The sequence below is a fragment of the Streptomyces sp. PL-25 genome, assembly GCF_058344915.1.
The window spans coordinates 7588693-7614439 of the sequence record NZ_CP136997.1 but is presented as its reverse complement, the minus strand read 5'-3'; the positions used below and the strand labels follow the sequence as shown (position 1 = coordinate 7614439).

Sequence of the window (25747 nt, the reverse complement as noted above, 5' to 3'; positions counted from 1 at the left end):
AGGGACGGTCCGAGCCGGTGGACGGGTGCGGTCCGGGAGAGGGCCGAGGCGCGCCGGGGTCAGCGTGGTCGGCCGAACAGCCGGGAACCGAGGGGGTGTTGGCGGTCGAAGCCCGGGAGGATGAGGAACGTCGCTCCGGCGGTCGTGGTGGTGAAGCGCAGCAGTGCGTCGGAGGTGTCCATGTGGGTGAGGGTGGCGGTGAAGGTCCGCAGGTCGTTCTGGAAGCTGATGAAGAGCAGGCCGGGTGCGGGGTCGTCGATGCTGTAGGAGCGGCGGAGCATGAGGCCGGTGCCGACCACGGCGGGGTTGGCCCTGCGCGCGTGGGCGTCCGCGGGGACGAGATAGCGGCCGTCCGCCGTCTTGGCGCCGAGGTCCGGCCCCGCGGCGACGGGACCGCCGGAGAGGGGGGCGCCGTCGGCCCTGCGCCGCCCGAAGACCGCTTCCTGCTCGGCGACGGACAGCGCCGCGAACCGCGGCAGATCGAGTTCCATGCGCCGCAGCACGGCGAGGGTGCCACCGGCGACCTCGGGCGGTCCGGTCAGCCACAGGTCGCGCTGTTGTTCGGCGGCCGTGTGCGGGCCCACGATGCCGTCGATGAAGCCCAGCGGGTTGCGGGGCGCGGTGAGGCCGTTGCCCAGGGGCACGTCCGCACCGCGGCGTGCGGACTGCCGCCAGCGTTCGCGCAGGCGTGCCCCGGCCTGGTCCAGGAGCGCGGCGGCGGCGACCGGGAGGAGCAGCGCGTCACCGGCGCAGATCTGCATCAGCAGGTCGCCGCCGCGTGCCCGTGGGGCGATCCGCTCGCGGGAGAATTCCGGGAGGTCCGTCGCACCGGGCAGTGCGGCGTCGGCCGCCCGCACCAGGCGGGGGCCCACGCCGACGGTCACGGTGAGGTCGCCCGGCGGCAGGCCCAGCAGCCGCGGGTCGGTGCCCGCGACGAGGGCGCTCACGGTCTGTCCGAGTTCGGCCAGCAGCGGGCCGGGAGCCACGTCGGGGCCGAGGTCGGCCACCACGGCGAGCAGGTTGCGCTGGGCCGTCCGGGGACGTGTGATGCCTGCCTGGTGGCGGCCCGCCGCCGGAACCGTCACGGGCGTGGCCGGTGCGGAAGGAGCGCCTCGGCCCGGCCGGGCCGGGTCCGGTGTGCACCCGGCGGTCAGCCCGGCGGCCACCATGGCACCGGTGACATCGAGGAACCTGCGGCGCGACGGGTGGGGGGCGGCTCGGCGCATGGAGCGAGGGTGCCACACCGAGAGCCCGCGCGCCGGTGAACCGCCATACTCCGGCGCGCGGTCGGGGCGCCGTGCCAGACTGGGATCATGCCTCGATTAGCTCTTCGCGTGCTGGCGGCCGTACTGGGCACGCTGTCCCTCGCGGTCGGTTGCGGCGGTGGTGGCGACGGGCCGGACAAGGGGCGGCGGCCGGACGGTGCGCAGGTGACGATCCGGGTGCCCGCCGATGCCCCGACGATCTCCTCCGCGGTGTCCCTGGCCCGGCCCGGCGACCTGGTGCTGGTCTCCGCGGGGGTGTACCACGAGTCGGTGCGGATCGGCACGGCACGTGTCACGCTGCGCGGTGTGTCCCGGGACAAGGTCGTCATCGACGGCCGGCTGCGGCAGCCGAACGGCGTGGTCGTCGCGGCACCCGGGGTCGCCGTGCAGAACCTGACCGTGGAGAACAACACGCAGAACGGCGTCCTGGTCACCGGTTCGGCGAAGGCGGCCGCCGGGATGCCGGGGCGCAGCGGTGGTTACGACACCGGCGAGGAGCCCGTCACCTTCCTCAAGTCGTTCCTGGTCTCGTACGTGACCGCGACCCGCAACGGCCTGTACGGCATCTACGCGTTCTCCGCGCAGAACGGTGTCATCGAGCACTCGTACGCGTCGGGCGCCGCCGACTCGGGGATCTACGTCGGACAGTGCAAGCCCTGCCGCATCGTGGTGCGGGACAACGTCGCCGAGCTCAACGCGGTCGGCTATGAGGGCACCAACGCCGGTGGAGACATGTATGTGGTCGGCAACCGGCTGGCCGGCAACCGGGTCGGGCTCACCACCGACTCGGACCACCAGGAGAAACTGCTCCCGCAGCGAGGTGCCGTGGTCGCGGGCAATCTGATCGCCGCCAATCAGCAGACGGCCACGCCGCAGCAGGCCGACGGCGGGTGGGGCATCGGCGTCGGCGTCGACGGCGGCAGCGACAACGAGTTCACGCGCAACCGCGTCACCGGCAACAGCAGCGCCGGGCTGGTGCTGACCGCTTCGGCCGACCTGCCTCCGGTCGGCAACCGGATCGTGGAGAACACCTTCACCGGCAACGGTGTCGACGTCGGCTGGACGTTCCCCACCGCCACGCGGGGGCGGGGCAACTGCCTGCGGGGCAACGCCCTGCGTACCACCGTGCCCGCACGGCTCGCGGAGGTCGCGGCCTGTCCGCGTCCGGCCGCATCGCTCTCCCCCGCCGGCAGGTGGACGGCGCCGACGGCACCCGGCGGCATCCCGTTCACCGAGGTCGCGGCGCCGGGTCCGCAGCCGCAGTTCCCCCGGGCCGCCACCACGGGCGCCACCGCCGTCCCCGCCGTCCCCGCCCTGCCGAGGACGGCGGACATCCCGTTGCCGCCGGTGTCGCTGCTCGCCGCGAACGCGCGGGTGCGGGTGTCCTGAGCCGCGGCTACCGGCTCGCGGCGGCTCCGGGCAGCGGTGCGACGGTAACGTAGCGGTGGGTGTCGAAGTCGATGTCCACCGGCTGCGACTCGGATCCCACGCTGACGCGGACCCGGTACATGGTGCCGTCCGGGCCGAGCCAGTAGCGCACGTTGCCCGCCGTGCCGGAGCGGTGCTCGGCGGCCGGCCCGGTCATGATGTCCACCCGGTGCCCGTGCACCTCGTCCCGGCCCTGCCAGGCTGCGCCGTTCTGCGGCAGCAGTTGGGCGTTGTCCGGCCGGTCGCTGCCCAGGCCGAGCGCGATCGCCAGTGAGCTGTCGAGTGCGCTGCCGGACGCCAGCAGGGGACGGCGGTACCAGTCCGAGCGGGGCGGCACCGCGGGGGCGTACGCCGGAGCGTCCGCCATCGGGTGGACGGACACCGAGGTGGCCGTCCAGCTGATCAGCCCGTCGCTGGAGGTGCCGCGCCCGGTGCCGTGCACCACGCCGTAACCGGCCTTGCCCCGGTAGTCGACGGATGCCGTGACGGTCAGTGCTCCGGCGGTGCCCGGCACGGTGATCGTCATGGCGCGGCCGTGCGCCTGGTAGTTGCGGAACCGCGTGATCGCCAGCCGGTTCGCCTCGTCCGAGGTCAGGGCGCGCGGCCCGCCGGGGCCGGAGCCGCCGCCGGTGACCAGGAACCCGGCCACGGCGGCCACCGCGGCGACCGCCAGGCCGATGGCGGCGGCGACGGTCCGGCGTGACCGCCGCCATCGGCGTCCTGTGGCCGCACCGTCCGGTGGAGCCTGCCGTCCTGTCACGCTCCGGGTGCGGCTCGACGCTGACACTCTTCGCCTCATCCCTTCTTCGCTCGCGGCTGCCGCACCGCCGGGCGGTCACGGCGTCGCCCGACGGTCGGCAGATCGCTGTCGGCCAGGTGACTCAGTGCTTGCGCAGGCGCCGCCGGCTCACGAACGCGACGACCAGACCGCTGCCCACCAGCAGCCCGACGAGAGCGATCAACTGCGGCACCCCGGACATACCGGTGTGCGCCATCGAACCCGGGCCTGAGTCGGCCGGGGCCGGGTTGTTCGCGGGCGGTGCGGGGGACGGCGGCGCGGAGGCCGGCGGTGAGGCCGGGCCCGGCGACGGAGTGGAGGTCGGCGACGGAGTCGGGGTGGGGCTCGGGCTCGGTGCCGCCTTCGGGATGTACACCCCGGCGTCGATGGTGTGATCGACGCCCCCGGGCCTGTCCGGTGCCGTGACCGGTGCGCGGCCGTCGCACAGGGGGCCGGTGGTCGGCGGGGTCACATCGGAGTCGTGCGCGCGGTCGCCACCGGCCCGCGGGAGGGTGAACCTCAGCTCGCTCGCCTGGGGTTGCTCGGGCACCTGGCCGGTGTCCGCGGTGCACACGTCGAACCGGACCGTGTATTTCGCGCCCGGTGTGAGCTGGTAGTCGGCGCCGACACCGCCGAAGTAGTACTCGCCGGCGGCATCGGTCCTGGTCGTCGCGACCTGTTTGCCGTCCGCGTCCAGCAGGTCGATCGTCGCCCCCGGCAGCAGTACGTGCCCCGGGTCCTGGATGCCGTTGTGGTCGCCGTCGAACCACACGACGTTGCCGATCTGGACCGGGGCGTTCGCCGCGGCGTACGCGATGTCACCGAGTCCGCCCGCCTTGCCGAACCCGCCCTGTTCCTGGCTCACGAACTGGAAGCCGTTGGCGGTCGGGTTGTTGCCCGGTCCCTGACCGGTCGTGATGTCGTGGTACCCGGTCCCGGAGGTCGCCACGTGCACGACCGGGTCGAACTCCGTGCTGACGACCCACTGCTGCTGGGGGATGTAGGCCACCGAGCCCAGCGCGGTCTCCTGGTGCGCGTTGGCGTAGAAGTCGCCCGGGAAGTACTCGACGACCCCGGCGCCCTGGCCGCCGCTGTCGGCGGGGGTGGCGTGGTTCGGGCAGCTTCCGGTGCCTTCCCACTGGTACTCACCGGTGGCGGTGGCGCAGACCATGGTGATGTCACCGCCGGACATGCCGTTCTCCGCCGTGTCGTTCCCCGGGCGCGGGTCCAGGCCGCCCCAGCTGAGCACGTCCATGAACCGGTCGCGGAAGCCCAGGACCATGGAGCCGTCGCGGCCGAAGGCGAGGGAGGCCAGCTCCGGCTGCGGGTCGATGAAGACGCTGCCCGACTTCCGGTCGTCCCACGAGTCGGGCCGGGTGTTCCACGGGTTCCAGTGGGTGGCCCTGTCGCCGGAACCGAAGACGCTGCCGCGTTCCTGCGTGAGCGGGTGGCTGAGCACCGTGGTGAACCGCCTGCCGTCGTAGACGGAGACGACGGCCTTCAGGTCCGCGCGCCGCTGTGTGCTCTCCGCGCTGCACACGCCGCCGACGTACAGCGTGTTGTCGTGGACCTGGAGACCGAACGGCCGCCAGTCGCCGGGGCTCGCGCACCCCGGGTCCGGGATCGGGACCGTCGCCCGGGGCGCCGCGGCGGTGGCTGCGGTCGCGTCGAAGCTCACCAGGCTGCGGGAGCGGAGGTTCACCGCGTAGAGCGTGGCCCCGTCCTCCGACAGGGCGAGGCCGCCGATGCTCTCCTTGCCCGGCGCGTCCGTGAATCCGGGATCCTTGATCAGGTGCGCGGTGTCGTGCCGTGTCACCGCGGCGTCCGGCACCTGCGCGAACAGCCGCGGCGCGCCCGAGCCGTCGACCGGCACCGTGTAGACGGCGCCCCCGCCCTGCGGGCCGTAGGCGGTGTACCGGCGGGCGAACGCGCTCTGGAACAGCCGGGTCCGGTCCTTGTCGTACGCCAGCCCGAACGTCGTGCCGACCTGGTCCTGCGTGGCCAGCGTGGTCGGGCACGCCGTGTCCGTGGGGCAGGTGCCGCGGACCTTCGTCCCGAACGCCACGAGCGCCCGCTCGTCGGTCCCGCCGGCGCCGTTGTGGACGGGCACGAAGTACCGCGTGTCCGGCAGCGCGTAGTCGGCCGGGTCCCACACCCCCGTGACCACCGAGGCGTCCTTGCCGTCCGACACGTCCACGAAGGACGTGAAGCTGTCGAAGTGGTTCTCCGCCGTCGACGCGGGTGCCGCCCTCAGATGGCCGTCGTACGGTGCCGGAACGCTGACGTCGACGCGGTAACGGCCGCCGCTCAGCACGTCCGAGGCGGGTACCGCGACCTTTCCGGTGGCGTCCGTGACGCCGGTGACATGGTGTCCGGCGGGGTCGGAGACCTCGATCTTCATGCCCCGCTGGGGCACGTCCATCGTCGCGTTGAGCACGCCGGTGCCGAAGAAGTCGCGCAGCACCTCGACCGTCAGCGTGCCGTCGGCGGCGGCCGAGGACGGTGCGGACGTCGCTCCCACGGCGCCGCCCGCCAGTAAGAGGACCGACAAGCCCGTTCGCGCGAGCGGATCCCTGAATCTCCAGGCCGACCGGCGTGAGTCTCTTCCGACTCGTTTCATGGCATCACACTCCACGGAAAAGAAAAAAGGCCCACCGCTGTGGGGTGGGCCGTTTTGTGGTGAGCGTTCGGGATATCACCGGCACGCCGTAAGCATCGCGGGCGAGGAAAAGCGAACGTGCGTGCGCAGCCTTCGGCAGGACTGCTCTGCATCGCCGGTTCCCGCAGCTCAGTCACGTCGTCCTCGCCCCCGCCGCCGACCCGCCCGGCCTTCGTCGCGGGCAGCGCGCGATATTCTATGCACCGAAGTCTCGCCGCCACAGCCACATCCCTGAAATCCGCCGGGACCGCGAGATTCACCGAGCGGCGGGGAACGGCACTCGGAAAAATGTGCGACAGCGCCACGATGGCCGGATCCGGCCAGTATCGAATATCAAACGCCCGTACGACATTTCCGGGAAATGGCCCCCACGCAGGGAGATCGGCCGGGCGGCGGATCCTGTCGCCCGACGCCACCTGACCCGCGGCGGGGCGGACCGCGTGGCGGGTGGCCGGTCGTCGTCGGTCGTCGGTCGTCCGTCAGGGCCCGTCCGCGGGCACGGGCGAGAGCCGGTATCCGCCCTCACGGAGGACGACACGGCCGGCGGTGGGCGGTGCGAAATGCGTGCCCAGTACGAGTGTGTCCGTCCCGGCCAGCGAGGCGAGCAGTGCGCGGCGCGTGGTCTCGGACCGCCGCGGGTCGATGTCGACGCAGGCGCCGATGCCGGGGTGGGCGAACTGCACCGGGTGGTGGACGCAGTCGCCGGTGATCAGCGCCGTCCGGTCGCGGCCGGTCAGCTCGACGGCGATATGGCCGGGGGTGTGGCCGGGGGTGGGCAGCAGGCGCAGACCCGGGACGACGTCGACGCCCTCGGCCGGGATGTCGACGAGGTCGAGCAGTCCCGCCTCCTCCACCGGGAGCACCGAGTCGCGGAACATCTGCGCGCGCGCCTCCTCCATGCCGTACCCGGCCCAGAACTCCCGTTCGGTGCGGGAGGTCAGGTACCGGGCGCGCGGGAAGGTCGGAGTCCACTCGCCGTCCGCCTTCCGTGTGTTCCAGCCGACGTGGTCGGCGTGCAGGTGGGTGAGGATCACCAGGTCGACCGAATCCGGAGGGAATCCGGCGGCGGTGAGGGCCCGGAGGTAGTCCGTGTCCAGGTCGTGCCAGGCGGGGTTGGCCCGTTCCTTGCCGTTGCCGATGCCGGTGTCGACCAGGACCCGCAGGCCGCCGAGGGTGAACGCGAAGCTGTGGCTGTCGAGGCGCAGGGTCCCTTCGGCGTCGGCGAAGTGCGGGCGCAGCCAGTCCTCGGCGGTGACGAGATCCGGGGTGGCGCCGGGCAGCAGCCAGGCACCGGTGGCGGGCGGCAGCGGGATCTCGTCGACGCGGTGGACGGTGACGTCACCCAGGGTCCAGGAAGGGGCGGGGGCCGGTCGGCCGGCCGGTGCGGTGCTCATGGTCGCTCTGTCCTTCGGTTCTCGTCCGGTTCTTGTCCGGTTCTTGTCCGGTTCTCGTCACGGCAGGCAAGTCGCCGGTGCGCGGGCGGGCCGGGCTTCCCTCCCGCCGGCCTGCGGCGCACGGAAGTCCTGCCCTTAAAGCCATGGGTTTGCGTTAGGTCACGGTAGCGCCTACGGTGGGCTAACGCAAAGATTTCGCTTTTGGTGTCGGAGTGCGCGCTTCGCCGCTCCGCTCCGGCGCGAAGGCCGCAGCCCACACGGACTTCATTCCGAGCGACCTTCAGCCCAGAGCGACCTTCAGCCCGAGCGTCCTTCAGTCCGAGCAGAGGAGATCCATGCCCTCCGGAGACATCACCCCGTCCGAAGCGGCCCGCTGGGCCGCCCGCGGCGGGCTCCCGCTGCCGGCCGACCGCCACGGCGCGGTCGCGGCCACCGCGAGCCACATCCACTCCGTCGTCGCGGTCCTGCGCGAGCTGGACTTCGGCGACACCCCGCCCGCCCCCGCCTACCGAGCGGCGCAGGAGGCGCACGATGCAGCCGTATGAACTCTCCCTGACGGCTGCCGCCGCCGCGATCAGGTCCCGGCAGCTGTCCCCCGTCGAGCTGACGGACTCCGTCCTGGAGCGCATCGCGCAGCGGGAGCCGCACCTCGGGGCCTATGTCACCGTCACCGCCGAGCGCGCCCGCGCGAGCGCACGCGCGGCCGAACGCGAGATCGCGGCAGGCCGCCACCGCGGGCCGCTGCACGGCATCCCCATGGGCGTCAAAGACCTGATCGATGTCGCGGGCGTGGCGACGACGGCCAGTTCCCGGGTCCGCGCGGGCCACCGCGCGCAGGCCGACAGCACGGTCGCGGCGCGCCTGGCGGAAGCCGGTGCGGTCCTGCTGGGCAAGACACACACGCACGAGTTCGCCTACGGCCTGACCACCCCGCAGACCCGCAACGCCTGGGACCAGGGCCGGATCGCGGGCGGCTCCAGCGGCGGGTCCGCCGTGGCCGTCGCCGCCGGAACGGCGACCTTCGCGCTGGGCACCGACACCGGCGGTTCCATCAGGGTGCCCGCCGCGCTCAACGGAGTGGTCGGCCTCAAGCCGACGTACGGGCTCCTGCCCCGCCACGGCGTCACGTCCCTGTCCTGGTCGCTGGACCATGTCGGCCCGATCACCCGCACCGCCGGGGACGCGGCCCTGGTCCTGGCCGCGCTGACCGGGCACGATGCCCGCGATCCCGTCTCCGTTCCCGCACAGGCACAGGCACAGGCACAGGCCACGGACTACCGGCCGGACGCGGGGACGGACCTGGCCGGTCTGCGCGTCGGTGTGCCGCGCACCTACTACTTCGACCATGTCGGTCCCGAGACCGAGGCCGCCGTCCGGCTTGCCGTCGACCGGCTCCAGGCCCTCGGGGCACGTCTCGTCGAGGTGGAGATCCCCATGACGCGCTACATCCAGGCCACCCAGTGGGGCCTGATGGTGCCCGAGGCCACCGCGTACCACGAGGACACCCTGCGCACCGCTCCCGAGCTCTACCAGCCCGATGTCCGCATCCTTCTCGAGGCGGGCGAACTGATGACCGCCGGGGACTATCTGCGCGCACAGCGTTCCCGCACCCTCATGCGACAGGAGTGGGCCCGTCTGTTCCGGGACGTCGACCTGATCGCCGCCCCCACCGTCCCGATGACCGCCGTCAGGGCCGGCGAGGAGACCGTCACCTGGGCCGACGGCACGGTCGAGAGCGTCTCCGACGCCTATGTACGCCTGTCCTCCCCCGCCAACATCACCGGCATGCCGTCCCTGTCCGTACCGGTCGGCCAGGACGCGGCGGGGCTGCCCGTCGGCATGCAGCTTCTCGGGCGGCCGTTCGAGGAGGACGTCCTCCTGCGGGTCGGCCACGCCTACGAGCAGACCCGGCCCGCCCGCGCTCCCGCACCGGGCCGCGCGGCTCGCCGGACGCCGCCAGACGCAATGATGTCGCTTTAAGCTGGTGCGTATGAGCAGGCAGATGGTACGGCCCGGCGGGCGCAGCGCCCGGGTCCAGGCATCGGTGCACGCCGCCGTGCGCGAACTCGCCTCCGAGGTGGGCCGCGACGCCCTGACGGTGCCGATGATCGCCCAGCGCGCGGGCGTGACGCCCTCGACGGTCTACCGCCGCTGGGGGGACCTCCAGGAACTGCTGTCGGACGTGGCGGTCGAGCGTCTGCGGCCCGAGACCGCGCCCGGGGACCACGGCACCCTGTCGTCCGACCTGACCGTCTGGGCCGAGCAGTTCCTGGACGAGATGTCCTCACCGGCCGGCCGCGCCTACGTCCGCGACGCCCTGCTCGGCGACCCGGACGGCGGCAACGCCGGCCAGTGCTCCGCCTACGCCGCCGAGCAGATCGGCGTCGTCCTCGGCCGGGCGGCGGAACGCGGGGAGGAGACACCCGGCGTCGAGACGGTCGTCGACCATGTCGTCGCCCCTCTGATGTACCGCATCCTCTTCCGCCCGGACGGGCTCGACACCGCGTACGCGCGCCGGCTCGTGGCAGCGGTCCTCGGTCCGGCCGGTGGGTCCGGGCCGGCCGGTGGGTCCGGGCCCGCGCATGCCGGGCGGGACGGGGCGGCCTGAGGCGCCTCTGTCACGGAGGCCGCCCGATCGGGGCGACGGGGTCAGCCGCGGCGGCCGGGCAGCATGGTCAGCGCCTGGGAGCGCCGTGCGACGAGGTCGTCGTAGGTGCCGTCGCGCTCGGCCCAGCGGTGCGCGAGGGCGCCCTGCACGAGGATCTCGTGCGGGGTGGGGTCCTGTGCGAGCAGGCGCATGGCCTCGGTGGCGAAGCCGTCCAGGGGCAGGGCGTGCGGGTTCACCTTCTCCTGGCCCGCTGTGGCGACGGCCGGGGGGACGAGTTCGACGACGCCGACGCCGGTGCCGTCGAGCTGTGCGCGCAGTGCCTCGGAGTAGGCGTGCACCGCGGCCTTGGAGGCGGCGTAGCTGGGCATGGGCGGGAAGGGGAGGAAGGCGATGCCGGAGGTGACGGTGACGAAGGTGCCGGAGCCGCGCCGGACCAGGTGCGGGGTGAAGGCGTCGATGACCCGGATGGTGCCGAGCAGGTTGGTGTCGATCGTCGTCGCCGCCGTCTCGAAGTGCGCGGGGTCGCGCAGGTCCTCCAGGAGCATGACGCCCGCCATCGTCACCACCGTGTCCAGCTCGGGGTGACGGGCGAGCACGGTGTCACGGGCGGATGCCCCCGCTGCGCCACGCGTTCCGCATTACGGTGTCGGTATGAAGGGTGTCGGTATGAAGGACGAGGAATCCGGCAACCGGCTCGGCAGTTATCTCCGCGCCCGGCGCGAGCTGGTCTCCCCGGCCCAGGCGGGGCTCCCGCCCGGGGGCAACCGCCGCGTGCCGGGCCTGCGGCGTGAGGAGGTCGCCCTGCTCGCCGGGATCAGCCCCGACTACTACCTGCGTCTGGAACGGGGACGCGAGAGGAACCCCTCGCCGCAGGTCCTGGAATCGCTCGCGCGTGTCCTGCGGCTCGATGCCGTCGAACGGACCTATCTCCTCGGCCTCGCGACGGCGCGTCCCAGGGCGCCGCGCCGCAGGCGTCCCGAACACGTACCGGCGCGGGTGCACGAGCTGCTCGCCCACCTCCAGGTGCCCGCGTTCGTCGAAGGGCGCGCGTTCGACGTGCTGGCCTCCAACGCCATGGCCGTCGCGATCTCCCCCCGTCTGCGGCCCGGCGAGAACCGGCTTCGTTCTCTTCTTCTCGATCCCGAGGAGCGGGCGTTCCAGCAGGACTGGACGCGAGCGACCGCCGATGCCGTCGCCGCCCTTCGCGTCACCGTCGGCGACGACACGGACAACCCCCGGTTCGTCGAGCTGGTCGGGGAGCTGGCACTGTCCAGCCAGCGGTTCCGCGCCCTGTGGGCCCGCCACGACGTCCGCGCCCTCGACGGAGGCACGGCCACGGTCCACCACCCCGTCGTCGGTGAACTGCGCCTGCACCGCGACAAGTTCCCCGTCGACGATGTCATCCTCGTCGTCTACTACCCGGACAAGGGCGGCGAGAGCGACGAGAGGCTCCGGCTACTCGCCGCGCTCTCCCCCGCGGACCCCGCCCGGCCGGCTCACGGCGGACCGGCGGACGGCCGGCACCCCGGCACACCCTGACGGACACACACACCTTTGCTGCGGCGTCCCGCTCACCGCGACCGCGTGGACCGGCCGCGCCCGGCGGACGTGTACGCCTCCCAGTCGGCGTTTCCGCCCGCGCCCATGACTCCGGTGGCGGCCGCGAGGTCGGCGGCGGGTGTGCGCCTCATCTCCCGGCGGGCGACATGGGAGACGAGGGTGGGGAACAGGGGGCGCAGCGGCTGGCACCAGCGCAGCCAGGGGGGTGCGTAGACACGGGCGGCGCGGTGTGCGACACCGGCGGTGAGCCAGGCGGCGACCTGCTCGGGCGTGTGCACGCGGCGGGCGAACCGCGGCTGGTGGGAACGCAGGGCGCGCAGTACCGGGTGGTCGTCGATGCCGGTGAGCATGTCGGTGCCGGTCCAGTGCAGGTAGGCGATGCCGACCGCGATCCCGTCGGGTTCGGCCTCGCCGCGCAGGGCCTGCGCGAAGGACTCGGCGCCCGCCTTGGAGGCGCAGTACGCGCTCATCATGGGGGCCGAGCCGAACGCGGCGGTGGAGGCGATCTGGAGGAAGTAGCCGTGCGTGCGGGCGAGCTGCGGCAGGAAGGCGCGCGCGGTGTTGGCGGAGCCGGTGAGGTTGACGTCGATGACGCGCCTCCACAGTCCGGCGTCGGTCAGCCGGAAGGGGCCGCCGGCCGCGACGCCCGCGTTGGCGACGACCACGGACGCGGCTCCGAGCCGGTCCGCCACCTGCCGCGCGGCCTCGTCGAGCGCCTCCGGCTCGGTGACGTCGCACTCGACGCACAGGCTCGGGGTGCCGAGCGAGGCCGCGGCGACGCGCAGGGACTGCGCCTCGCGGCCGAGCAGGGCGATGTGCATCCCGGCTGCGGACAGGTGCCGGGTCAGGGCCGCGCCGATGCCGCGGGCCGCTCCGGTGACGACGGCGACGCGGCCCCGCAGGGGCGGGACGTGAGCTGCCGCGGTGCCGGACCGCGGCTGTGGGGTGAGGTGCATGTGGGGCCCTCGCTCCGGACCGTACGCGGTGGGGGGACGGGACGTGCCGTGGGTGGTGGGCACGCCCGGCGTCGCTGGGACGCGTCAGTGGCGACGGGTACCCGGGCGGCTCGCGCGTACACGTCCCGCCCCGCTGCCCCGGCTCGGCGGGCCCTGAGTGCGCGGGCGGGGGCGTCGGTCCGTGCCCGACCGTCCCGGCCCCCGTGCTCGCCGGGCCGGTCCCGGCCGTCCCGGTTCCGGCCCGGCGGGCGGGGGGCCGCTTCCACGGTGGCGTACGTGCCGGGCGCGGTGCGGTGACAGGTGCCGCCGCCGCTCCTCGGTCGCGGTCACAGGCCCACGTCCCGGCTGCGGATGTCCTCGATGGACTCCCGGCGGACCAGCAGCCGTGCGAGGCCGTCGCGTACGGCGACCACGGGCGGGCGGCCGACCAGGTTGTAGCCGGAGGCCATGGACAGGTGGTAGGCGCCGGCCGCGGGGAGCGCGAGGAGGTCGCCGGGGCGGACGTCGGCGGGGAGTCCGGCGTCGGAGGCCACGATGTCGCCGGCCTCGCAGTGCCGTCCCACCACGGTGACCCGCGCCGGGGCCGCCGTGCTGTTCCGGCCGGTCAGGCGGGGTGCGTAGCGGACGCCGTACAGGGCGGGCCGGGGGTTGTCGCTCATGCCGCCGTCCACGGCCACGAACACCTTTCCGCCCGAGTGCTTCACGGCCAGGACGCGGTACAGGGCGATTCCGGCCGGACCGGCGATCGCCCGCCCCGGTTCGATGACCAGCCGGGGGACGGGGAGTGCGGCCGAGGCGCACGCGTCGGCGAGTTCGGTGCGGACCCTGCGTGCCAGCGACGCCGGGTCGAGGGCGTCGTCGCCGGGCCGGTAGGCGATGGCGTGGCCGCCGCCGAGGTCGAGTTCGGGCAGGACCAGGCCGTGCTGGTCGTGCAGGCGGGCCATCAGGCCGACCATGCGGCGTACGGCCGCGAGATACGGCTTGATGCCGGTGATCTGCGAGCCCAGATGGCAGTGCAGGCCGGTGAGGCGGAGCTGGGGCTGGCCGAGGATGCGTGCGATGGCATGCTGGGCGTAGCCGTCCGCGATGGACAGCCCGAACTTCTGGTCGTCCGTGCCGGTGCGGATCTTCTCGTGGCCGCCCGCGCTGATGCCGGGCACCACCCGCACCATGACCTTCTGGCGGCCGCTCGGGCCCACGGCGGCGGCCAGCCGGGCGATCTCCGAGGGGCTGTCGATGACGATACGGCCGACACCCAGCCGGAGAGCCGTCTCCAGGTCCCGGGGGGACTTGGCGTTGCCGTGGAGCACCATCCGCTCCGGCGGGAAGCCCGCGGTGACCGCGAGGTCCAGTTCGCCGGCCGAGCAGACGTCGAGGCCGAGGCCCTCCTCGTCCATCCAGCGGACCATGGCCCGGCACAGGAACGCCTTGGCGGCGTAGAGGACTTCGGCGTCCGGGAAGGCGTCCCGGTAGGTCCGGCAGCGGTGCCGCACCTCGGCCTCGTCGAGGACGTAGACGGGCGTGCCGAAGCGGTCGGCGATCTCCGCGAGCGGTACTCCGCCCACGGCCAGGTCGCCGGGGCGGGGCTCGGTGGTCGAGGCGGGCCACACCCGCGGCGCGGCGGGCGTCTCGGGGAGGGCGGGTTCGTGAACGGTGGTCATCGCCTGCTCTTCTCTCGGCCGACGCGCTGGGCCGGGGCGGTCAGTGCCGCTTCCAGGACGGCCGGCGCCGGGCCGGCCGGGCCCGGGGGCGGGGCCGTGAACAGCGGGTCGATCGTGACGGTGACGGCGCCGAGCGGTGCGGCCAGTGCGCGCAGCGCGGGCTCGGCGAGGCGGATCCAGGCCTGACCGGCGCCGAGCGTCGTGGTGAGCCTGCGCTCGGAGGTGAAGCCGACGGCCGTGCGGTCGCCGAGCGGGGTGCGGAAGAGGCGGGCCGCGCAACCGCGGGGGCCCGGCCGGACCGGGACGTACAGGGGGCCGGCCGGGGACCGATCGGACGGCTCGGGGTCCTCGGCGGACAGGAGTTCTTCCATGGAACACCTCCGGAAAGGGAGCTGAGAGGCCCCGGACGCGGGGAGGCTGACCGGGGCTCGCCATCGACGTTATGCCCGCCCGCGCCCGGTCCCGGCCGTCCCTGACGAGATGTTGACCGGGAGCGGGGGGACCTTGACGCGATGGTGACGCGCCTGGTGGGCGGCTGTCCGAGGGACCGCCGCAGGAAGCCGGACGCCGTACGCCGCCGGAGCCGGGGCGGCCGCGGCCGTCCGGCCGCCTCGGAGCGGGTCATCGGTGAGCCGTCGCCGCCCGCGGGGTCCGCGGGACGCACGGCCCGGTGCCCGCCTGCGCGTGCCCCGGGGGCCGGAAGGGCATCCCGGCACGTCCCTCTGGGACTCTTGTTTTGCTCGTCACCACTTCTATAGGTTCGCCTGAAATCGGCCACGGACGAGTGGAGCGGATGTGCACCCCCAACAGGACCGGTACAGAGCCGAGTTATCCGGTCGGCGGACAGCCTGCTCCTTTCCCGCCGGGGTCCCCGGGCTGATCAGGGAGGCGGCCGGCGGCAGGCCCGACGCCGTCGCCGTCGAATGCGCGGGCGAGAGCCTGACGTATCGTCAACTAGAGCTTTGGTCCGACGAGTTGGGTCGTCTTCTGGGTGCCGAGGCGCCGCCGGGGCGGCCGGTGGCGGTGGCCGTTCCGCGGGGTGTGCACCTGCCCGTGGCGCTGCTCGCCGTCTGGAAGGCGGGGCTCTCCTATCTCCCGCTGGACGCGGACGATCCACCGGAGCGCCTGCGCCGCGTGCTGGACGTGTCGCGCAGCACGCTGGCGCTGGTCACCGACGCCACGCGGAGCCGTGTGGCCGGACCGGGACTGCGCACCGTCACCGTGCCCGCGCGGTTCGAGGGCGCCGCTGACGCGGAACCGGCGCCGCTCCCGCCGGTCTCCGCCGAGCAGCCCGTCTACGTGCTGTTCACCTCGGGGTCGACGGGGACGCCCAAGGGGGTAGTCCTGGCGAGCACCGCCCTCGCCAACCGCCTGGTGTGGATGCGCGACGCCTACGGGGTGGGGCCGGGGGACCGCGTCCTGCAGAAGACACCGGTCACGTTCGATGTGTCGGGCTGGGAACTGTGGCTCCCTCTGATCTCCGGTGGCACATGTGTCCTGCTGCCGCCCGAGGAGCATCGCGACCCGGGACTGGTGGCGCGCGCCATCCGGCAACAGGGCATCACCCTCTGCCATTTCGTCCCCACCATGCTCCGTGAGTTCCTGCGCCATCGCGACGCGGCCCGCTGCACCTCCCTGCGGCACGTCTACTGCAGCGGTGAACCGCTGCCGCTGGAAGTGGCGCGCACCTGTGTGAACACCCTCCCCGCCGCGTTGCACAACCTCTACGGCCCCACCGAGGCCGCCATCGACGTCAGCCACTGGACGGTCCCGGCGTCGGCACCGGACATCGAACGCGTCCTCATCGGCCGGCCGGTCGACAACTGCACCCTGCTCGTCGTCGGCGAGGACGGCCGCACGGTTCCCCGGGGCGGCGAGGGCGAGTTGTGCATCGGGGGCGTGCCCCTGGCCCTCGGCTATCTCGACGATCCGGAGCGGACCGCCCGCGCTTTCGTGTCCGCCCCGGCCGGTTCCGCCGTCCGCCGGATGTACCGGACGGGCGACCGGGTGCGGCTGGGCGAAGGGGGCCTGGAGTACCTGGGACGGACCGACGACCAGGTGAAGATCCGCGGGCAGCGCATCGAGCCGCAGGAGATCGAGCACCATCTGCGCTCCCATCCTTCGGTGGAGGAAGCCGTGGTGGTGGCGGTCCGGACCGGTGAGGACACCGCACTCGTGGCCTGGGTCCGCGGGGCCGGTGCCGACGTCTCCTCGCGCGCGCTCACCTCCGCGCTGCGCACCCATCTCGCCTCCGTCCTGCCCCCCGCGTACGTGCCCGCGCACTATGCGCCGCTCGACGAAGTCCCCCTGACCAGCAGCGGCAAGCTGGACCGGGCCGCGTTGCGCTCGCGCGCCGCGCAGCGCCTCGGCACCGGGCGGATGGCGTCCGGCTCCCGGCACGTACCGTCGGCGGGGCGGCCCCTGCTGGCGGCCCTGCTGCGGGAACGCGACGCCCGTACCGGCACGGCCACGTCCCGCGAAGACTCCCGCTGACCGGACGGCCGTCCGCCGTCGGAATGCCGACGCGCCTCCGGTCGTCCGCCTCCTCCTCTCATCCCGGCCGCTCCCCCACCCATGGGGGGGGCAGGCCCCCACGCGTCACCCGCGCCACATCCCGGCGCCCACACGATCTGGAGCCGTCCCATGCCGGTCCGCCCCCCGCGACAGCAGCAGACCGAGGAGTGTCCCCCTCCCCGGACCGTGTTCGACCTGGTGGCCCAGCAGGCCTCCCGCCGGCCCGGCGCGACCGCGGTGATCTCCGGCGAACACCGCACCTCCTACGAGGAGTTGGTGGTTCTCGCCGCCGGGATCAGCGCCCTCCTGCCGACCGCTCCGGGAAGCCGGACGGGCATCTGTATGGGCCGCGACGAGCGCACGGTGGCCGCCTTCCTGGGGGTGTGGCGGGCAGGCGGTTCCTGTGTGGCCCTCGATCCCGCGCTCCCGCCGTCCCGGCTGGCTCACATGGTCCGCGCCGCCGGGATCCGCGAGGTGCTCACCACCGCCGTACTGGCACCCGTCGTCGCCGCGGCCGGAGCGCGCCCCCTGATCGTCGACGGTGTCGCGCACCGGGACGCCGCGGGCGGTCCCGCCCCGCGTCCGGCGCCGCCCGGCGAGGAGGCGTACGTCCTGTTCACGTCGGGCTCCACCGGCGTTCCCAAGGGCGTGGTCATCCCGCACCGCTCCGTCCTCGCCCTCCTGCGGTGGATGAGCCGCACGATCGCACCCGCGCACCTGGCGGTGGGGCTGGCGTCCGCGTCGCTGTCCTTCGACGCGTCCGTCCACCAGATCTTCGGCCCGCTGTGCGCCGGAGGAAGCGTCGTCCTCGCCGACGACGTCCTGGCGCTGCCCGATCTGCCCGCGCGCGACGAGATCACCATGATCAGCGCGCCGCCGTCCGCGCTCGCGATGCTGCTGGAGCGCCCGCTGCCGCCGGGGGTGCGCCGGGTCAACGCCGGTGCGGAGCCGGTGCCGCGCCCGCTGGTCGACCAGCTGTACGCGCAGCCCGGCGTGGAGGCCGTGGTCAACCTCTACGGGCCCACCGAGTGCACCGTCTTCTGTGCCACCCACCCGATAGGCCGCCACGAGACGGGCACGCCGCCCATCGGCACGGCCGTCGCGGACTGCGAGCTGACGGTGCGCGACGCTGGGCAGCGCGTGGTGCCGGACGGGACGGCGGGCGAACTGTGGGTCGCCGGGCCGCTGGTGGGGCTCGGCTACCTGGGGGATCCCGAGGCCACGGCGGCGAGCTTCGTCGCCGATCCCGCCGCACCGGGCGGCACCCGCTACCGGACGGGCGACCTGGTGCGCCGCGCGAACGGTGTCCTGCACTACCTCGGCCGTCTCGACGAGCAGGTCAAGGTGCGCGGCTTCCGGGTCGAGCCCGGTGAGGCCGAGGCGGTCCTCGCGACGCTGCCGGGCGTACGCCACGCCGTGGTCCTCGCCCGTCCGGACGGCACCGGCGCACACACGCTGCACGCGCACGTGGAGACGGGCGGCACCGCTTCGGCGCCACCGGCCGAGGAGGAGATCCTCCGCGTGCTGCGGGACCGCCTCCCGCACTACCTCGTGCCGTCCCGCGTCCTGGTGACGGACCGCCTGCCGCGCAGCAGCAACGGGAAGGTCGACCGCAAGGCGCTCGCGGCCGTGCTGCCTGCCGCCGAAACGGCGGAGCCGGGCGAGGCCGCGCGGCCGGGAGCGGAGACACGGCTGGCGGCGATCGTCGCCGAGGTGCTCGGCCTCGCCCGGCCGGTGGGCCGCACCGACCGCTTCGACCTCCTGGGAGGACACTCCCTGGCCGCCGCGCGTGTCCTCGCCCGGGTCCGCGCCGAGTGGGGAGCGGCCGTCCCGCTGGGCGCCTTCCTCTCCGAGCCGACCGTGGCGGCGCTGGCCGGGCTCGTCGGCGTCGCGCCCCCGATGCCCGCGCCGTCACGGCTGCCGGACGCCGTCGCATCCCCGCTCGGCGACATGCAGCGCGAACTCTGGCGGACCCGGCAGATCAGCCCGGAGCCCGGCGTCACCACGGAGGCGTTCGTGCTCGGCGTCGACGGCGCCGTCAGCACCGACGCGATCCGTACCGCCCTCGACGCGGTCGTCCTGCGGCACGAGGCCCTGCGCACCGTCGTCCGCGAGTCCGGCGGGGGCCCGGTGGCCCATGTGCTGCCCGCGGCACCCGTGCCCTTCACCGAGCACGAGGCGGCACACCGCACGGCGCAGGAGACGGAAGCGCTCCTGGACGCCGCGGCCCGGCAGGTCTTCGCGCCCGACGACACACCGCTGCTGCGCGCCACGCTCGTCCGTACCGCCCCGGACCGTGCCCGGCTGGTGCTCGCCGTGGACCATCTGGCCTTCGACGGGTGGTCGGGCGGCCTGCTCCTGGAGGAGCTCGCCGCGGCGCTCGGCGGCCGGCCCGTGCCGGAACCGGCCGTGCAGCTCGGTGACGTGGCGCGCTGGGAGGAGCAGGTGCACACGCTCTCCTCCGCGGCCGACCGCGCGTTCTGGCGCGACGAGCTGCACGGGTCCCTGCCTCCGTGGGACCTCGCTCGCCGGGCCCGCGCGGGTACGCCCGCCCACCGGGGTGCCCGGCTGGTCCGCCCTCTGCCGTCCGGGACCGCCGCCGCCGTACGGGACCTGGCGGCCTCCTCGGGCGTCTCGGAGTTCGCGGTGCACCTGGCGGCGCTCCATGTGCTGATGGGCCACTGGACCGGCCGGCACGACCTTCTGGTCAACGTGCCGGTGGCCCGGCGTCCCGTACCGGAACTCGACCGGGTCGTGGGTCCGCTGCTCTTCGTCTCCCCGGTCCGGGTCCGCCGCGCGCCCGGCGAGAGTTTCCGCACCGTGGCCGCGCGGGCGGCACTCGCCCGCAACCGGGCGCTGGCCCACACGGCGCTCCCTGCCGCAGCGCTCGCCGAGGCGGCCGTCGCGGCCGGGCTCCCGGTCCGTCCCGGCGCGCCCCTGACGCCCGTCTCGCTCTCCATGCGTCCCGCGGAGGCGCCCGTCGAGGCCGTCGCGGGGCCGGTGACCCTGCGGGTGCTCGGCGAACGCGACACCGGCGTCGCGAGGGACGACGCCACCTTCCTCGTCAACACGACGGTGTCGGGTACCGAGATCCATCTCGTCCACGACCTCGACTGCTTCGGCGAGGCGGCGGCGGCCGCTCTGCTGGACGGGTTCCTCCAGGTCCTCGCCGAGGGCACCGCGGCGCCCGACCGCTCCTGCTCGGCCCTCGTGCTGCCCCCGCCGCCACCCGTGGTGAGAGCGGAGGATCCCGGGGAGCGGCGGCGCGCCGCGCCGTCCACGGTCGTCGAGGAGTTCCTGGCGGACACGTGGGAGCGGCTGCTGCCGGTGAAGGACGTGGCGGCCTCCGACTCGTTCTTCGACCTCGGGGGAACCTCGCTGACGGCGATGCGGGTCGCCGGTGAGATCTGGGACGCGCTCGGGGTCGACGTGTCGGTGCGCACGGTGTTCGCCCTGCCGGTGCTGCGCGAGCTGGCCGCCGAGGTCGAACAGCGGGCGCTGGCCGCACTGGACGCGGCTCAGGACCCGGCGGACGAGGAAGGCACGTCATGAACGACACGACGGCCGCGGCCTCGGGCACCGACCAGGACCGCTTGCGCGCCCTGCTGTCCGCCCGCAGGTCGCGGGGTCCGCAGGACGCCCCGCCGCGGCAGGAGGGCCCCGTACCGCTGAGCCCCGCGCAGCAGGCGATGTGGCTCGCCTCCCAGCTCCAGCCGGACAGCAGCGCGTATCTGGTCCCGGTCCTGCTGCGGATGAGCGGCCCGCTGGACGGCCCGGCGCTGCGGGCGGCGCTGCGGGCGCTCGCGGAACGGCACGACGTGCTGCGCAGCACCGTCGACGCGTCGGGCCCGTCCCCTGTCCTGGTCACCGGTCCGGCCTCCGCGGTCCCCCTGGACTTCGTGGACCTCCGGGACGCCCCGGATGCCGGGGCCGAGCTCGACCGGCTGGTCCAAGACCATGTGCGGCGGCCGATCGCGCCCGAACACGAATGCCCGCTGCGCGTCGCCTGCTTCCGCCTCGGCGAGCAGGAGCACGCGCTGCTGCTGGTCCTGCACCATCTGGCGACCGACGCCGCCTCCAACGGCCTCCTGGTCTCCGATCTGGCCGCGCTCTACACCCACCACCTGGGACAGGGACCCCTTCCCCCGCGCCCGCCGCAGTACGCGGAAGCCGTCGCCGACCGGTCCGGCGACCTGACGGAGCGTCATGCTCCGTGGTGGACGGAGCGGTTGAGCGACGCGTGCCCTGTGCTGGAGCTGCCCGCGGACCGCCCCGCCCGGCCGGTCCCCTCCGACGCGGGCGACGGCGTCCCCCTCGCCTTCCCACCGGACCTCAGGGCACGCCTCGCCGCCCTCGCCGCCGACAACGGTGTCACCCTGTTCATGGTGCTGCTGGCCGGCTGGCAGGCGCTGCTGGCCCGGGTGTCCGACAGCGAGGACATCTCCGTCGGCGTCCCGGACGGCGGGCGGCACTCGGCCCGCGCCGGACAGGCCGTCGGCCCGTTCGTCAACACGGTCGTGATGCGGACGGTCCTGTCCCCCGCGTGGTCGGGCCGGCGCCTGCTGGCCGAGGTGCGCGACGTCGTGCTCGACGCGCTGAGCCGGGCGGACGTCCCCTTCGAACGCGTCGTGCGGGACGTGCGCGCCGCACGCGCGGAAGCCGCCGCGCCCCTCTTCGACACGATGGCGAACCTGTACGTCCGGCCCGGCCCCACCCACCTCTTCCCCGGCCTCACCACGCGGTTCACCGAGATCGCGACCGGCGCCGTCAAGGCCGAGCTGGCGCTGCACTGCTTCGAGGAGGGCGCCGAGGGCCCTTTGAGCGGAGTGCTGCAGTACCGCCGCGAGCGCTTCGACGCCGCGACGGCGCGACGGCTCGCCGACTCCTATCTGCGCGTACTGACGGCGCTGGCCGAGGACCCCGGGCGGACCGTCGGCGACCTGCTCCCGACGGACCCGGAGGAGGGCGTCCTGTACGGGCCGGTCCGCGGCTATCCGACGGAGCCCGTGCCCGAGCTGGTGGCGCGCTGGGGACGGACCGCACCCGGGCGGGCGGCGGTCGTGGCGGAGGACGGCTCCCTGACCTACGGCGAACTGGACGCACGGGCCACCCGCGTCGCCGCCGCCCTGCTCACCGCCGGAGTCCGTGCCGGTGAGCCGGTGGGGGTGCTGGCCGAGCGGGACGTCCACCTGCCCGTGGCGCTGCTCGGTGTGCTCAAGGCCGGCGCGGCCTTCGTCCCCCTGGAACCCGCCCATCCCGACGAACGGCTCGCCCGTACCGTGGCGGCGTCCGGGGCGCGATGCGTGCTGGCCCGCCGGTCGTCGGCCGGCCGTGTGCGGGCGGCGCAGGCACTGGTCACCGAGGACGTGTCCACCGCGGACGGCGGCGACGGCCGGTCACGGCCGGGCCCGCAGGTGCGCGAGGACCAGCTCGCCTACCTCATCTTCACGTCCGGGACGACCGGCACGCCCAAGGGCGTCGGGGTGGAACACCGTTCCCTCACCCACTATCTGCACGCCGCCCTGGAGCGGATCGACGGGCACGGCCGGTCCTTCGCCCTGCTGTCCACGGCGGCGGCCGACCTCGGGTACCTCTCCCTGTTCGGGGCGCTGGTGAGCGGCGGCACGCTGCATCTGCTGGAGCGCGAGCGTGCCATCGACCCCGTCGGCCTCGCCGCGTACTTCGCCGCCCATCCGGTGGACGTCGTCAAGATGGTGCCCAGTCATCTCGAACTCCTCGCGGCGCACGGCGACCTGGCCCAGGTGCTGCCCCGCCGTGTCCTGGTGCTCGCCGGGGAGGCGTGTCCGCCCGAGCTCGTCGTGCGGGTGCGGGCGGCGCGGCCCGCTCTGCGGCTGCACAACCACTACGGTCCCACCGAGACGACCGTCTCCGTCCTCGGATGCGAGCCCGCCGGCACCGGTGACCCGGGGGCCGGCGCCTCCGTACCGCTCGGCACGCCGTTCCCCGGCGCCGTCTGCTACGTCGTCGACCGCGCCGGGCGGCCGGCACCGACGGGCACGGCGGGAGAACTCTGGATCGCCGGTCCCGGCGTGGCCCGCGGTTACTCCGGGGACACCGAGGCCACCGAGCGCGCCTTCGTCCCCGATCCGGTCGGCGGAACGCGGCGCTGCTATCGCACGGGAGACCGGGTGCGCGTGCGCGCCGACGGTCTCCTGGAGTTCCTCGGGCGCCTGGACGACCAGGTCAAGGTACGCGGGTACCGGGTGGAACCCGGCGAGGTCGCGGCGGCCTGCCGGGCGCTGCCCGCGGTGCGCGAGGCGGTCGCACTGGCCGTCGGCGACGCGCACCGGCGCCGCCTGGTCGCCTGGCTCGTCCCCGCCGACGACCGGGTCCCGCTCGACACGGCGGCCGTGCGTTCCGCCCTGCGCGCGCAGCTCCCCGACCACATGGTCCCCTCGGCCCTGGTCCCGCTGCCCGCGATCCCGCTGACCCCGAACGGCAAGGTGGACCGCGCGGCTCTGCCCGTACCGGAGAGTCAGCAGGTCCCAGGCGGCACCGCGCCGCGCAGCGCCGCCGAGCGGCGTGTCGCCGCGGCCTGGCAGGAGGTGCTGGAACTCCCCGGCCAGGACCTCGACATCGACGCCGACTTCTTCGCGCTGGGCGGGGACTCCCTCGGCGCGCTGCGCGCCGCCCGCCTGATCGACCCCGCTCTGCGGGTCGTGTCCCTCTTCACCCATCCCACGGTGCGGGAACTGGCGACGTTGCTCGACGATCCCTCGGCGGCGGGCACCGGGCTGCTCCAGCGGCTGGCCGGGCCTCCCGGCGGCACGTCACCGGAGCTGACCGTCGTCTGCGTCCCCTACGGGGGCGGCACCGCGGCCTCCTACCAGCCCCTCGCCCGCGAACTCGCCGCACGGCGGCCCGGCGTGCAGGTGCTCGCCGTGGAACTGCCCGGCCACGATCCCGCGCGCGCGGACGAGGAACTGCGGTCCCTCACCGACGTCGTGGCCCGGGTGCGGGACGAACTCGCCGAACGGGACACCGGCGAGGTGCTGGTCTACGGGCACTGCGTCGGAACGGCGTCCGCGGTGGCGCTGGCCCTCGCGCTGGAGGAGACGGGACGGGAGCTCGCCGGTGTCGTACTGGGGGCGGCCTTCCCCAGCGCGCGGCTGCCCGGCCGGGTGTCCGCGCTGGTGCACCGCTGGTTCCCCGACGACCGGCGCACGTCGGACCGCGCGTACCACGACGTGCTGCGGGCGCTCGGCGGGCAGCTGGAGGAGGAGACGCGGAGCGCGGTGATCCGCGCGGTCCGGCACGACGCGCGCCAGGCGGTCGACTGGTTCACCGCCCGCTTCGACAGCCGCGCGCCGCGGCGGCTGCGGGCACCCCTGCTGTGCGTCGTGGGCGACCGCGACCGCACCACCGAACTCTTCGAGGAGCGCCACCGGGAGTGGACGGCCGTCGCCGACGACGTGTCCCTGGCGAGCATCCCGCACGCGGGCCACTACTTCCTCAAGCACCAGGCCGCCGACCTGGCCGCTCTCATCGAGGAACGACTCTCCTCGCCACCGGCCCCACGCCCCGCGCCGGCCGAGCCGGGCGGCGCCCCCGCGCGGCGCGACCTGCGCCGGTTCGGGCTCTTCGCCCTCGGCCAGACGGCGTCGATGACCGGTTCCGCGCTCACCTCCTTCGGCCTCGGCGTCTGGGTGTTCCAGAAGACGCACCAGGTGTCGTCCTACTCCGTGATCACCATGCTGGCGATGCTCCCGGCGTTCCTGGCCGCTCCTCTGGGCGGCGCCGCCACCGACCGGTGGGACCGGCGCCGGGTGCTGCTGGCGTGTGCCGTCGTGTACGGCGTCACCCTGTCCGGTCTCATCGCCGCGGCGGCGACCGGGACGCTCCGGGTGTGGGAGGTCGCGGTGTTCGCCGCGCTCACCTCGCTCACCGCCGCCTTCCAGCGGCCCGCCTATCTCGCCTCGGTGGCCCAGCTGGTGCCCAAGCCCTACCTCGCCCAGGCCAACGGCGTGGTGCAACTGGGCACCGCCCTCAGCACCCTCATCGCGCCGGTCCTGGGCGGTGCGCTGATCAGCGTCGCCGGACTGGCCGCGGTGGTCGTCATCGACCTGGTCGCCGTGCTCGCCGGCGGGGCCGTCCTGCTGCTCGTGCGCTTCCCCGACCGGCTCTTCCGCCGCCGTCGCGAGGGGTTCCTGCCGTCCGTCACGGGCGGCTGGCGCTTCCTGGCGCGGCGGCCGCCCATGGTCGCGATGGTGCTCTTCTTCGTGGTCGTCAACTACGTCACCGCGACCACCACCGTGCTCACGGCGCCCCTCGTGCTGTCCACCGGCAGTCCCGCCGTGCTCGGCCTGGTCACCGCGGCCGGCGGACTCGGCGCCGCGGCCGGCGGCCTGGCCATGGCGTTCTGGGGCGGCACCCGGCGCCGGGCCGACGGCATGATCGGCATGACGATCGGGATGGGCCTGGCGAACGCGCTCATCGGGCTGCGCCCCGAGCCCGTCCTCATGGGGGTCGGCCTGTTCCTGTGGTGGGTGTGCAACGCCGTCCTCAACGCCCACTGGCTCGCCATCCTCCAGGCCAAGGTGGGCCTGGAACTCCAGGGCCGGGTCGTGGCCACCAACCAGATGCTCGCCACGGGGCTGATGCCGCTCGGCTTCCTGCTCACCCCCGTCCTGCTGCACCACGTCGTCGGCCCGCTCGCCGGGCACGCGCCGTTCTCTCAGATCGTCGGCGGTACGGGGCCGGGCCGGGACATGGGGCTCCTGATGGTGGGCGGCGGTCTGCTGCTGGCGCTCTGGGGCGTGCTCGGGCTGCGCTACCGCCCGCTGCGCCACATCGAGAGCCGCCTGCCGGACGTCTCGACGGCGGGCGTCGTCGCCGACGACCTCGACACGCTCCAGGACGAGGCGGACGCCCTGCTGCGCCGGAGCACCGCCTGACACCGCCGG

General features: G+C 74.4%; 15 protein-coding genes and 1 pseudogene. 8 read left to right on the top strand and 8 right to left on the bottom strand.

Translation table 11 applies throughout. The features are described 5' to 3' along the window. Positions 1 to 59: 59 nt before the first annotated feature. Positions 60 to 1226 carry a Dyp-type peroxidase gene (locus R4Z62_RS33480; protein ID WP_491521791.1) on the bottom strand — a complete coding sequence of 389 codons (1167 nt, stop codon included), beginning with the start codon at positions 1224 to 1226 and terminating at the stop codon, positions 60 to 62. Between the two features lie 87 nt (positions 1227 to 1313). Between R4Z62_RS33480 and R4Z62_RS33475 the strand changes: the two genes are divergently transcribed. Next, complete coding sequence (locus R4Z62_RS33475) at positions 1314 to 2654, top strand: right-handed parallel beta-helix repeat-containing protein (protein ID WP_491521790.1); 1341 nt, start codon at positions 1314 to 1316, stop codon at positions 2652 to 2654. A 7-nt stretch (positions 2655 to 2661) separates the two neighbouring features. Here R4Z62_RS33475 and R4Z62_RS33470 read toward each other — a convergent pair whose 3' ends face one another. From R4Z62_RS33470 to R4Z62_RS33460, 3 genes are all read right to left on the bottom strand, one after another. After that, positions 2662 to 3342: a hypothetical protein gene (locus R4Z62_RS33470; protein WP_491521964.1), complete on the bottom strand. Its 681-nt coding sequence runs from the start codon at positions 3340 to 3342 to the stop codon at positions 2662 to 2664. Positions 3343 to 3574: 232 nt separating this feature from the next. Then, complete coding sequence (locus R4Z62_RS33465; protein WP_491521789.1) at positions 3575 to 5992, bottom strand: SdrD B-like domain-containing protein; 2418 nt, start codon at positions 5990 to 5992, stop codon at positions 3575 to 3577. A gap of 617 nt (positions 5993 to 6609) precedes the next feature. Continuing rightward, the gene (locus tag R4Z62_RS33460; RefSeq protein ID WP_491521788.1) at positions 6610 to 7524 is read right to left on the bottom strand and encodes an MBL fold metallo-hydrolase; all 915 of its coding nucleotides are present in this window, start codon (positions 7522 to 7524) and stop codon (positions 6610 to 6612) included. 335 nt (positions 7525 to 7859) lie between these two features. On the opposite strand from R4Z62_RS33460, the gene R4Z62_RS33455 reads away from it, so the two are divergent. From R4Z62_RS33455 to R4Z62_RS33445, 3 genes are read left to right on the top strand one after another with little or no spacing between them, the layout of a single operon-like run. Continuing rightward, the gene (locus R4Z62_RS33455) at positions 7860 to 8069 is read left to right on the top strand and encodes a hypothetical protein (protein WP_355482097.1); all 210 of its coding nucleotides are present in this window, start codon (positions 7860 to 7862) and stop codon (positions 8067 to 8069) included. Beyond that, positions 8056 to 9504 carry an amidase gene (locus R4Z62_RS33450; protein WP_491521787.1) on the top strand — a complete coding sequence of 483 codons (1449 nt, stop codon included), beginning with the start codon at positions 8056 to 8058 and terminating at the stop codon, positions 9502 to 9504. The genes R4Z62_RS33455 and R4Z62_RS33450 overlap by 14 nt, the downstream gene beginning before the upstream one ends. Positions 9505 to 9514: 10 nt before the next feature. After that, on the top strand, positions 9515 to 10132 hold the full coding sequence (locus tag R4Z62_RS33445; RefSeq protein WP_355482093.1) for a TetR/AcrR family transcriptional regulator: 618 nt from the start codon (positions 9515 to 9517) through the stop codon (positions 10130 to 10132). 41 nt (positions 10133 to 10173) lie between these two features. Here the strand turns inward: R4Z62_RS33445 and R4Z62_RS33440 are convergent. Beyond that, a pseudogene (locus R4Z62_RS33440) lies at positions 10174 to 10746 on the bottom strand (SDR family NAD(P)-dependent oxidoreductase); the annotation flags it as partial. A 52-nt stretch (positions 10747 to 10798) separates the two neighbouring features. Between R4Z62_RS33440 and R4Z62_RS33435 the strand changes: the two are divergent. Then, positions 10799 to 11671, top strand: coding sequence for a helix-turn-helix domain-containing protein (locus R4Z62_RS33435; RefSeq protein ID WP_491521963.1), 873 nt, complete (start codon positions 10799 to 10801; stop codon positions 11669 to 11671). Positions 11672 to 11703: 32 nt separating this feature from the next. On the opposite strand, the gene R4Z62_RS33430 is transcribed toward R4Z62_RS33435, so the two are convergent. From R4Z62_RS33430 to R4Z62_RS33420, 3 genes are all read right to left on the bottom strand, one after another. Then, the gene (locus R4Z62_RS33430) at positions 11704 to 12648 is read right to left on the bottom strand and encodes an SDR family oxidoreductase (RefSeq protein WP_491521786.1); all 945 of its coding nucleotides are present in this window, start codon (positions 12646 to 12648) and stop codon (positions 11704 to 11706) included. Positions 12649 to 12974: 326 nt separating this feature from the next. Next, positions 12975 to 14309 (bottom strand): diaminopimelate decarboxylase, encoded by a 1335-nt coding sequence (gene lysA / locus R4Z62_RS33425; protein WP_491521785.1) that lies wholly within the window; start codon positions 14307 to 14309, stop codon positions 12975 to 12977. Further along, positions 14306 to 14680: an SAV_915 family protein gene (locus R4Z62_RS33420; protein ID WP_355482087.1), complete on the bottom strand. Its 375-nt coding sequence runs from the start codon at positions 14678 to 14680 to the stop codon at positions 14306 to 14308. The genes lysA and R4Z62_RS33420 overlap by 4 nt, the downstream gene beginning before the upstream one ends. Positions 14681 to 15104: 424 nt before the next feature. Here R4Z62_RS33420 and R4Z62_RS33415 point away from each other — a divergent pair, with 424 nt between their 5' ends. The 3 genes from R4Z62_RS33415 (at position 15105) to R4Z62_RS33405 (ending at position 25738) form a co-directional block, all read left to right on the top strand. Further along, the gene (locus R4Z62_RS33415) at positions 15105 to 16802 is read left to right on the top strand and encodes an amino acid adenylation domain-containing protein (RefSeq protein ID WP_491521784.1); all 1698 of its coding nucleotides are present in this window, start codon (positions 15105 to 15107) and stop codon (positions 16800 to 16802) included. Between the two features lie 150 nt (positions 16803 to 16952). Then, positions 16953 to 20375, top strand: a complete 3423-nt coding sequence (locus R4Z62_RS33410; RefSeq protein ID WP_491521783.1) for an amino acid adenylation domain-containing protein — start codon at positions 16953 to 16955, stop codon at positions 20373 to 20375. Further along, positions 20372 to 25738, top strand: a complete 5367-nt coding sequence (locus tag R4Z62_RS33405; RefSeq protein WP_491521782.1) for a non-ribosomal peptide synthetase/MFS transporter — start codon at positions 20372 to 20374, stop codon at positions 25736 to 25738. Before R4Z62_RS33410 ends, R4Z62_RS33405 begins: the two co-directional genes overlap by 4 nt. The last annotated feature ends 9 nt before the right edge of the window (positions 25739 to 25747 follow it).

Bases quoted from the DNA above. Each gene is read 5' to 3' on its own strand.
- R4Z62_RS33480 (WP_491521791.1), bottom strand. From the start codon at position 1,226: ATGCGCCGAGCCGCCCCCCACCCGTCGCGCCGCAGGTTCCTCGATGTC.
- R4Z62_RS33475 (WP_491521790.1), top strand. From the start codon at position 1,314: ATGCCTCGATTAGCTCTTCGCGTGCTGGCGGCCGTACTGGGCACGCTG.
- R4Z62_RS33460 (WP_491521788.1), bottom strand. From the start codon at position 7,524: ATGAGCACCGCACCGGCCGGCCGACCGGCCCCCGCCCCTTCCTGGACC.
- R4Z62_RS33455 (WP_355482097.1), top strand. From the start codon at position 7,860: ATGCCCTCCGGAGACATCACCCCGTCCGAAGCGGCCCGCTGGGCCGCC.
- R4Z62_RS33450 (WP_491521787.1), top strand. From the start codon at position 8,056: ATGCAGCCGTATGAACTCTCCCTGACGGCTGCCGCCGCCGCGATCAGG.
- R4Z62_RS33445 (WP_355482093.1), top strand. From the start codon at position 9,515: ATGAGCAGGCAGATGGTACGGCCCGGCGGGCGCAGCGCCCGGGTCCAG.
- R4Z62_RS33435 (WP_491521963.1), top strand. From the start codon at position 10,799: ATGAAGGACGAGGAATCCGGCAACCGGCTCGGCAGTTATCTCCGCGCC.
- R4Z62_RS33430 (WP_491521786.1), bottom strand. From the start codon at position 12,648: ATGCACCTCACCCCACAGCCGCGGTCCGGCACCGCGGCAGCTCACGTC.
- lysA (WP_491521785.1), bottom strand. From the start codon at position 14,309: ATGACCACCGTTCACGAACCCGCCCTCCCCGAGACGCCCGCCGCGCCG.
- R4Z62_RS33420 (WP_355482087.1), bottom strand. From the start codon at position 14,680: ATGGAAGAACTCCTGTCCGCCGAGGACCCCGAGCCGTCCGATCGGTCC.
- R4Z62_RS33410 (WP_491521783.1), top strand. From the start codon at position 16,953: ATGCCGGTCCGCCCCCCGCGACAGCAGCAGACCGAGGAGTGTCCCCCT.
- R4Z62_RS33405 (WP_491521782.1), top strand. From the start codon at position 20,372: ATGAACGACACGACGGCCGCGGCCTCGGGCACCGACCAGGACCGCTTG.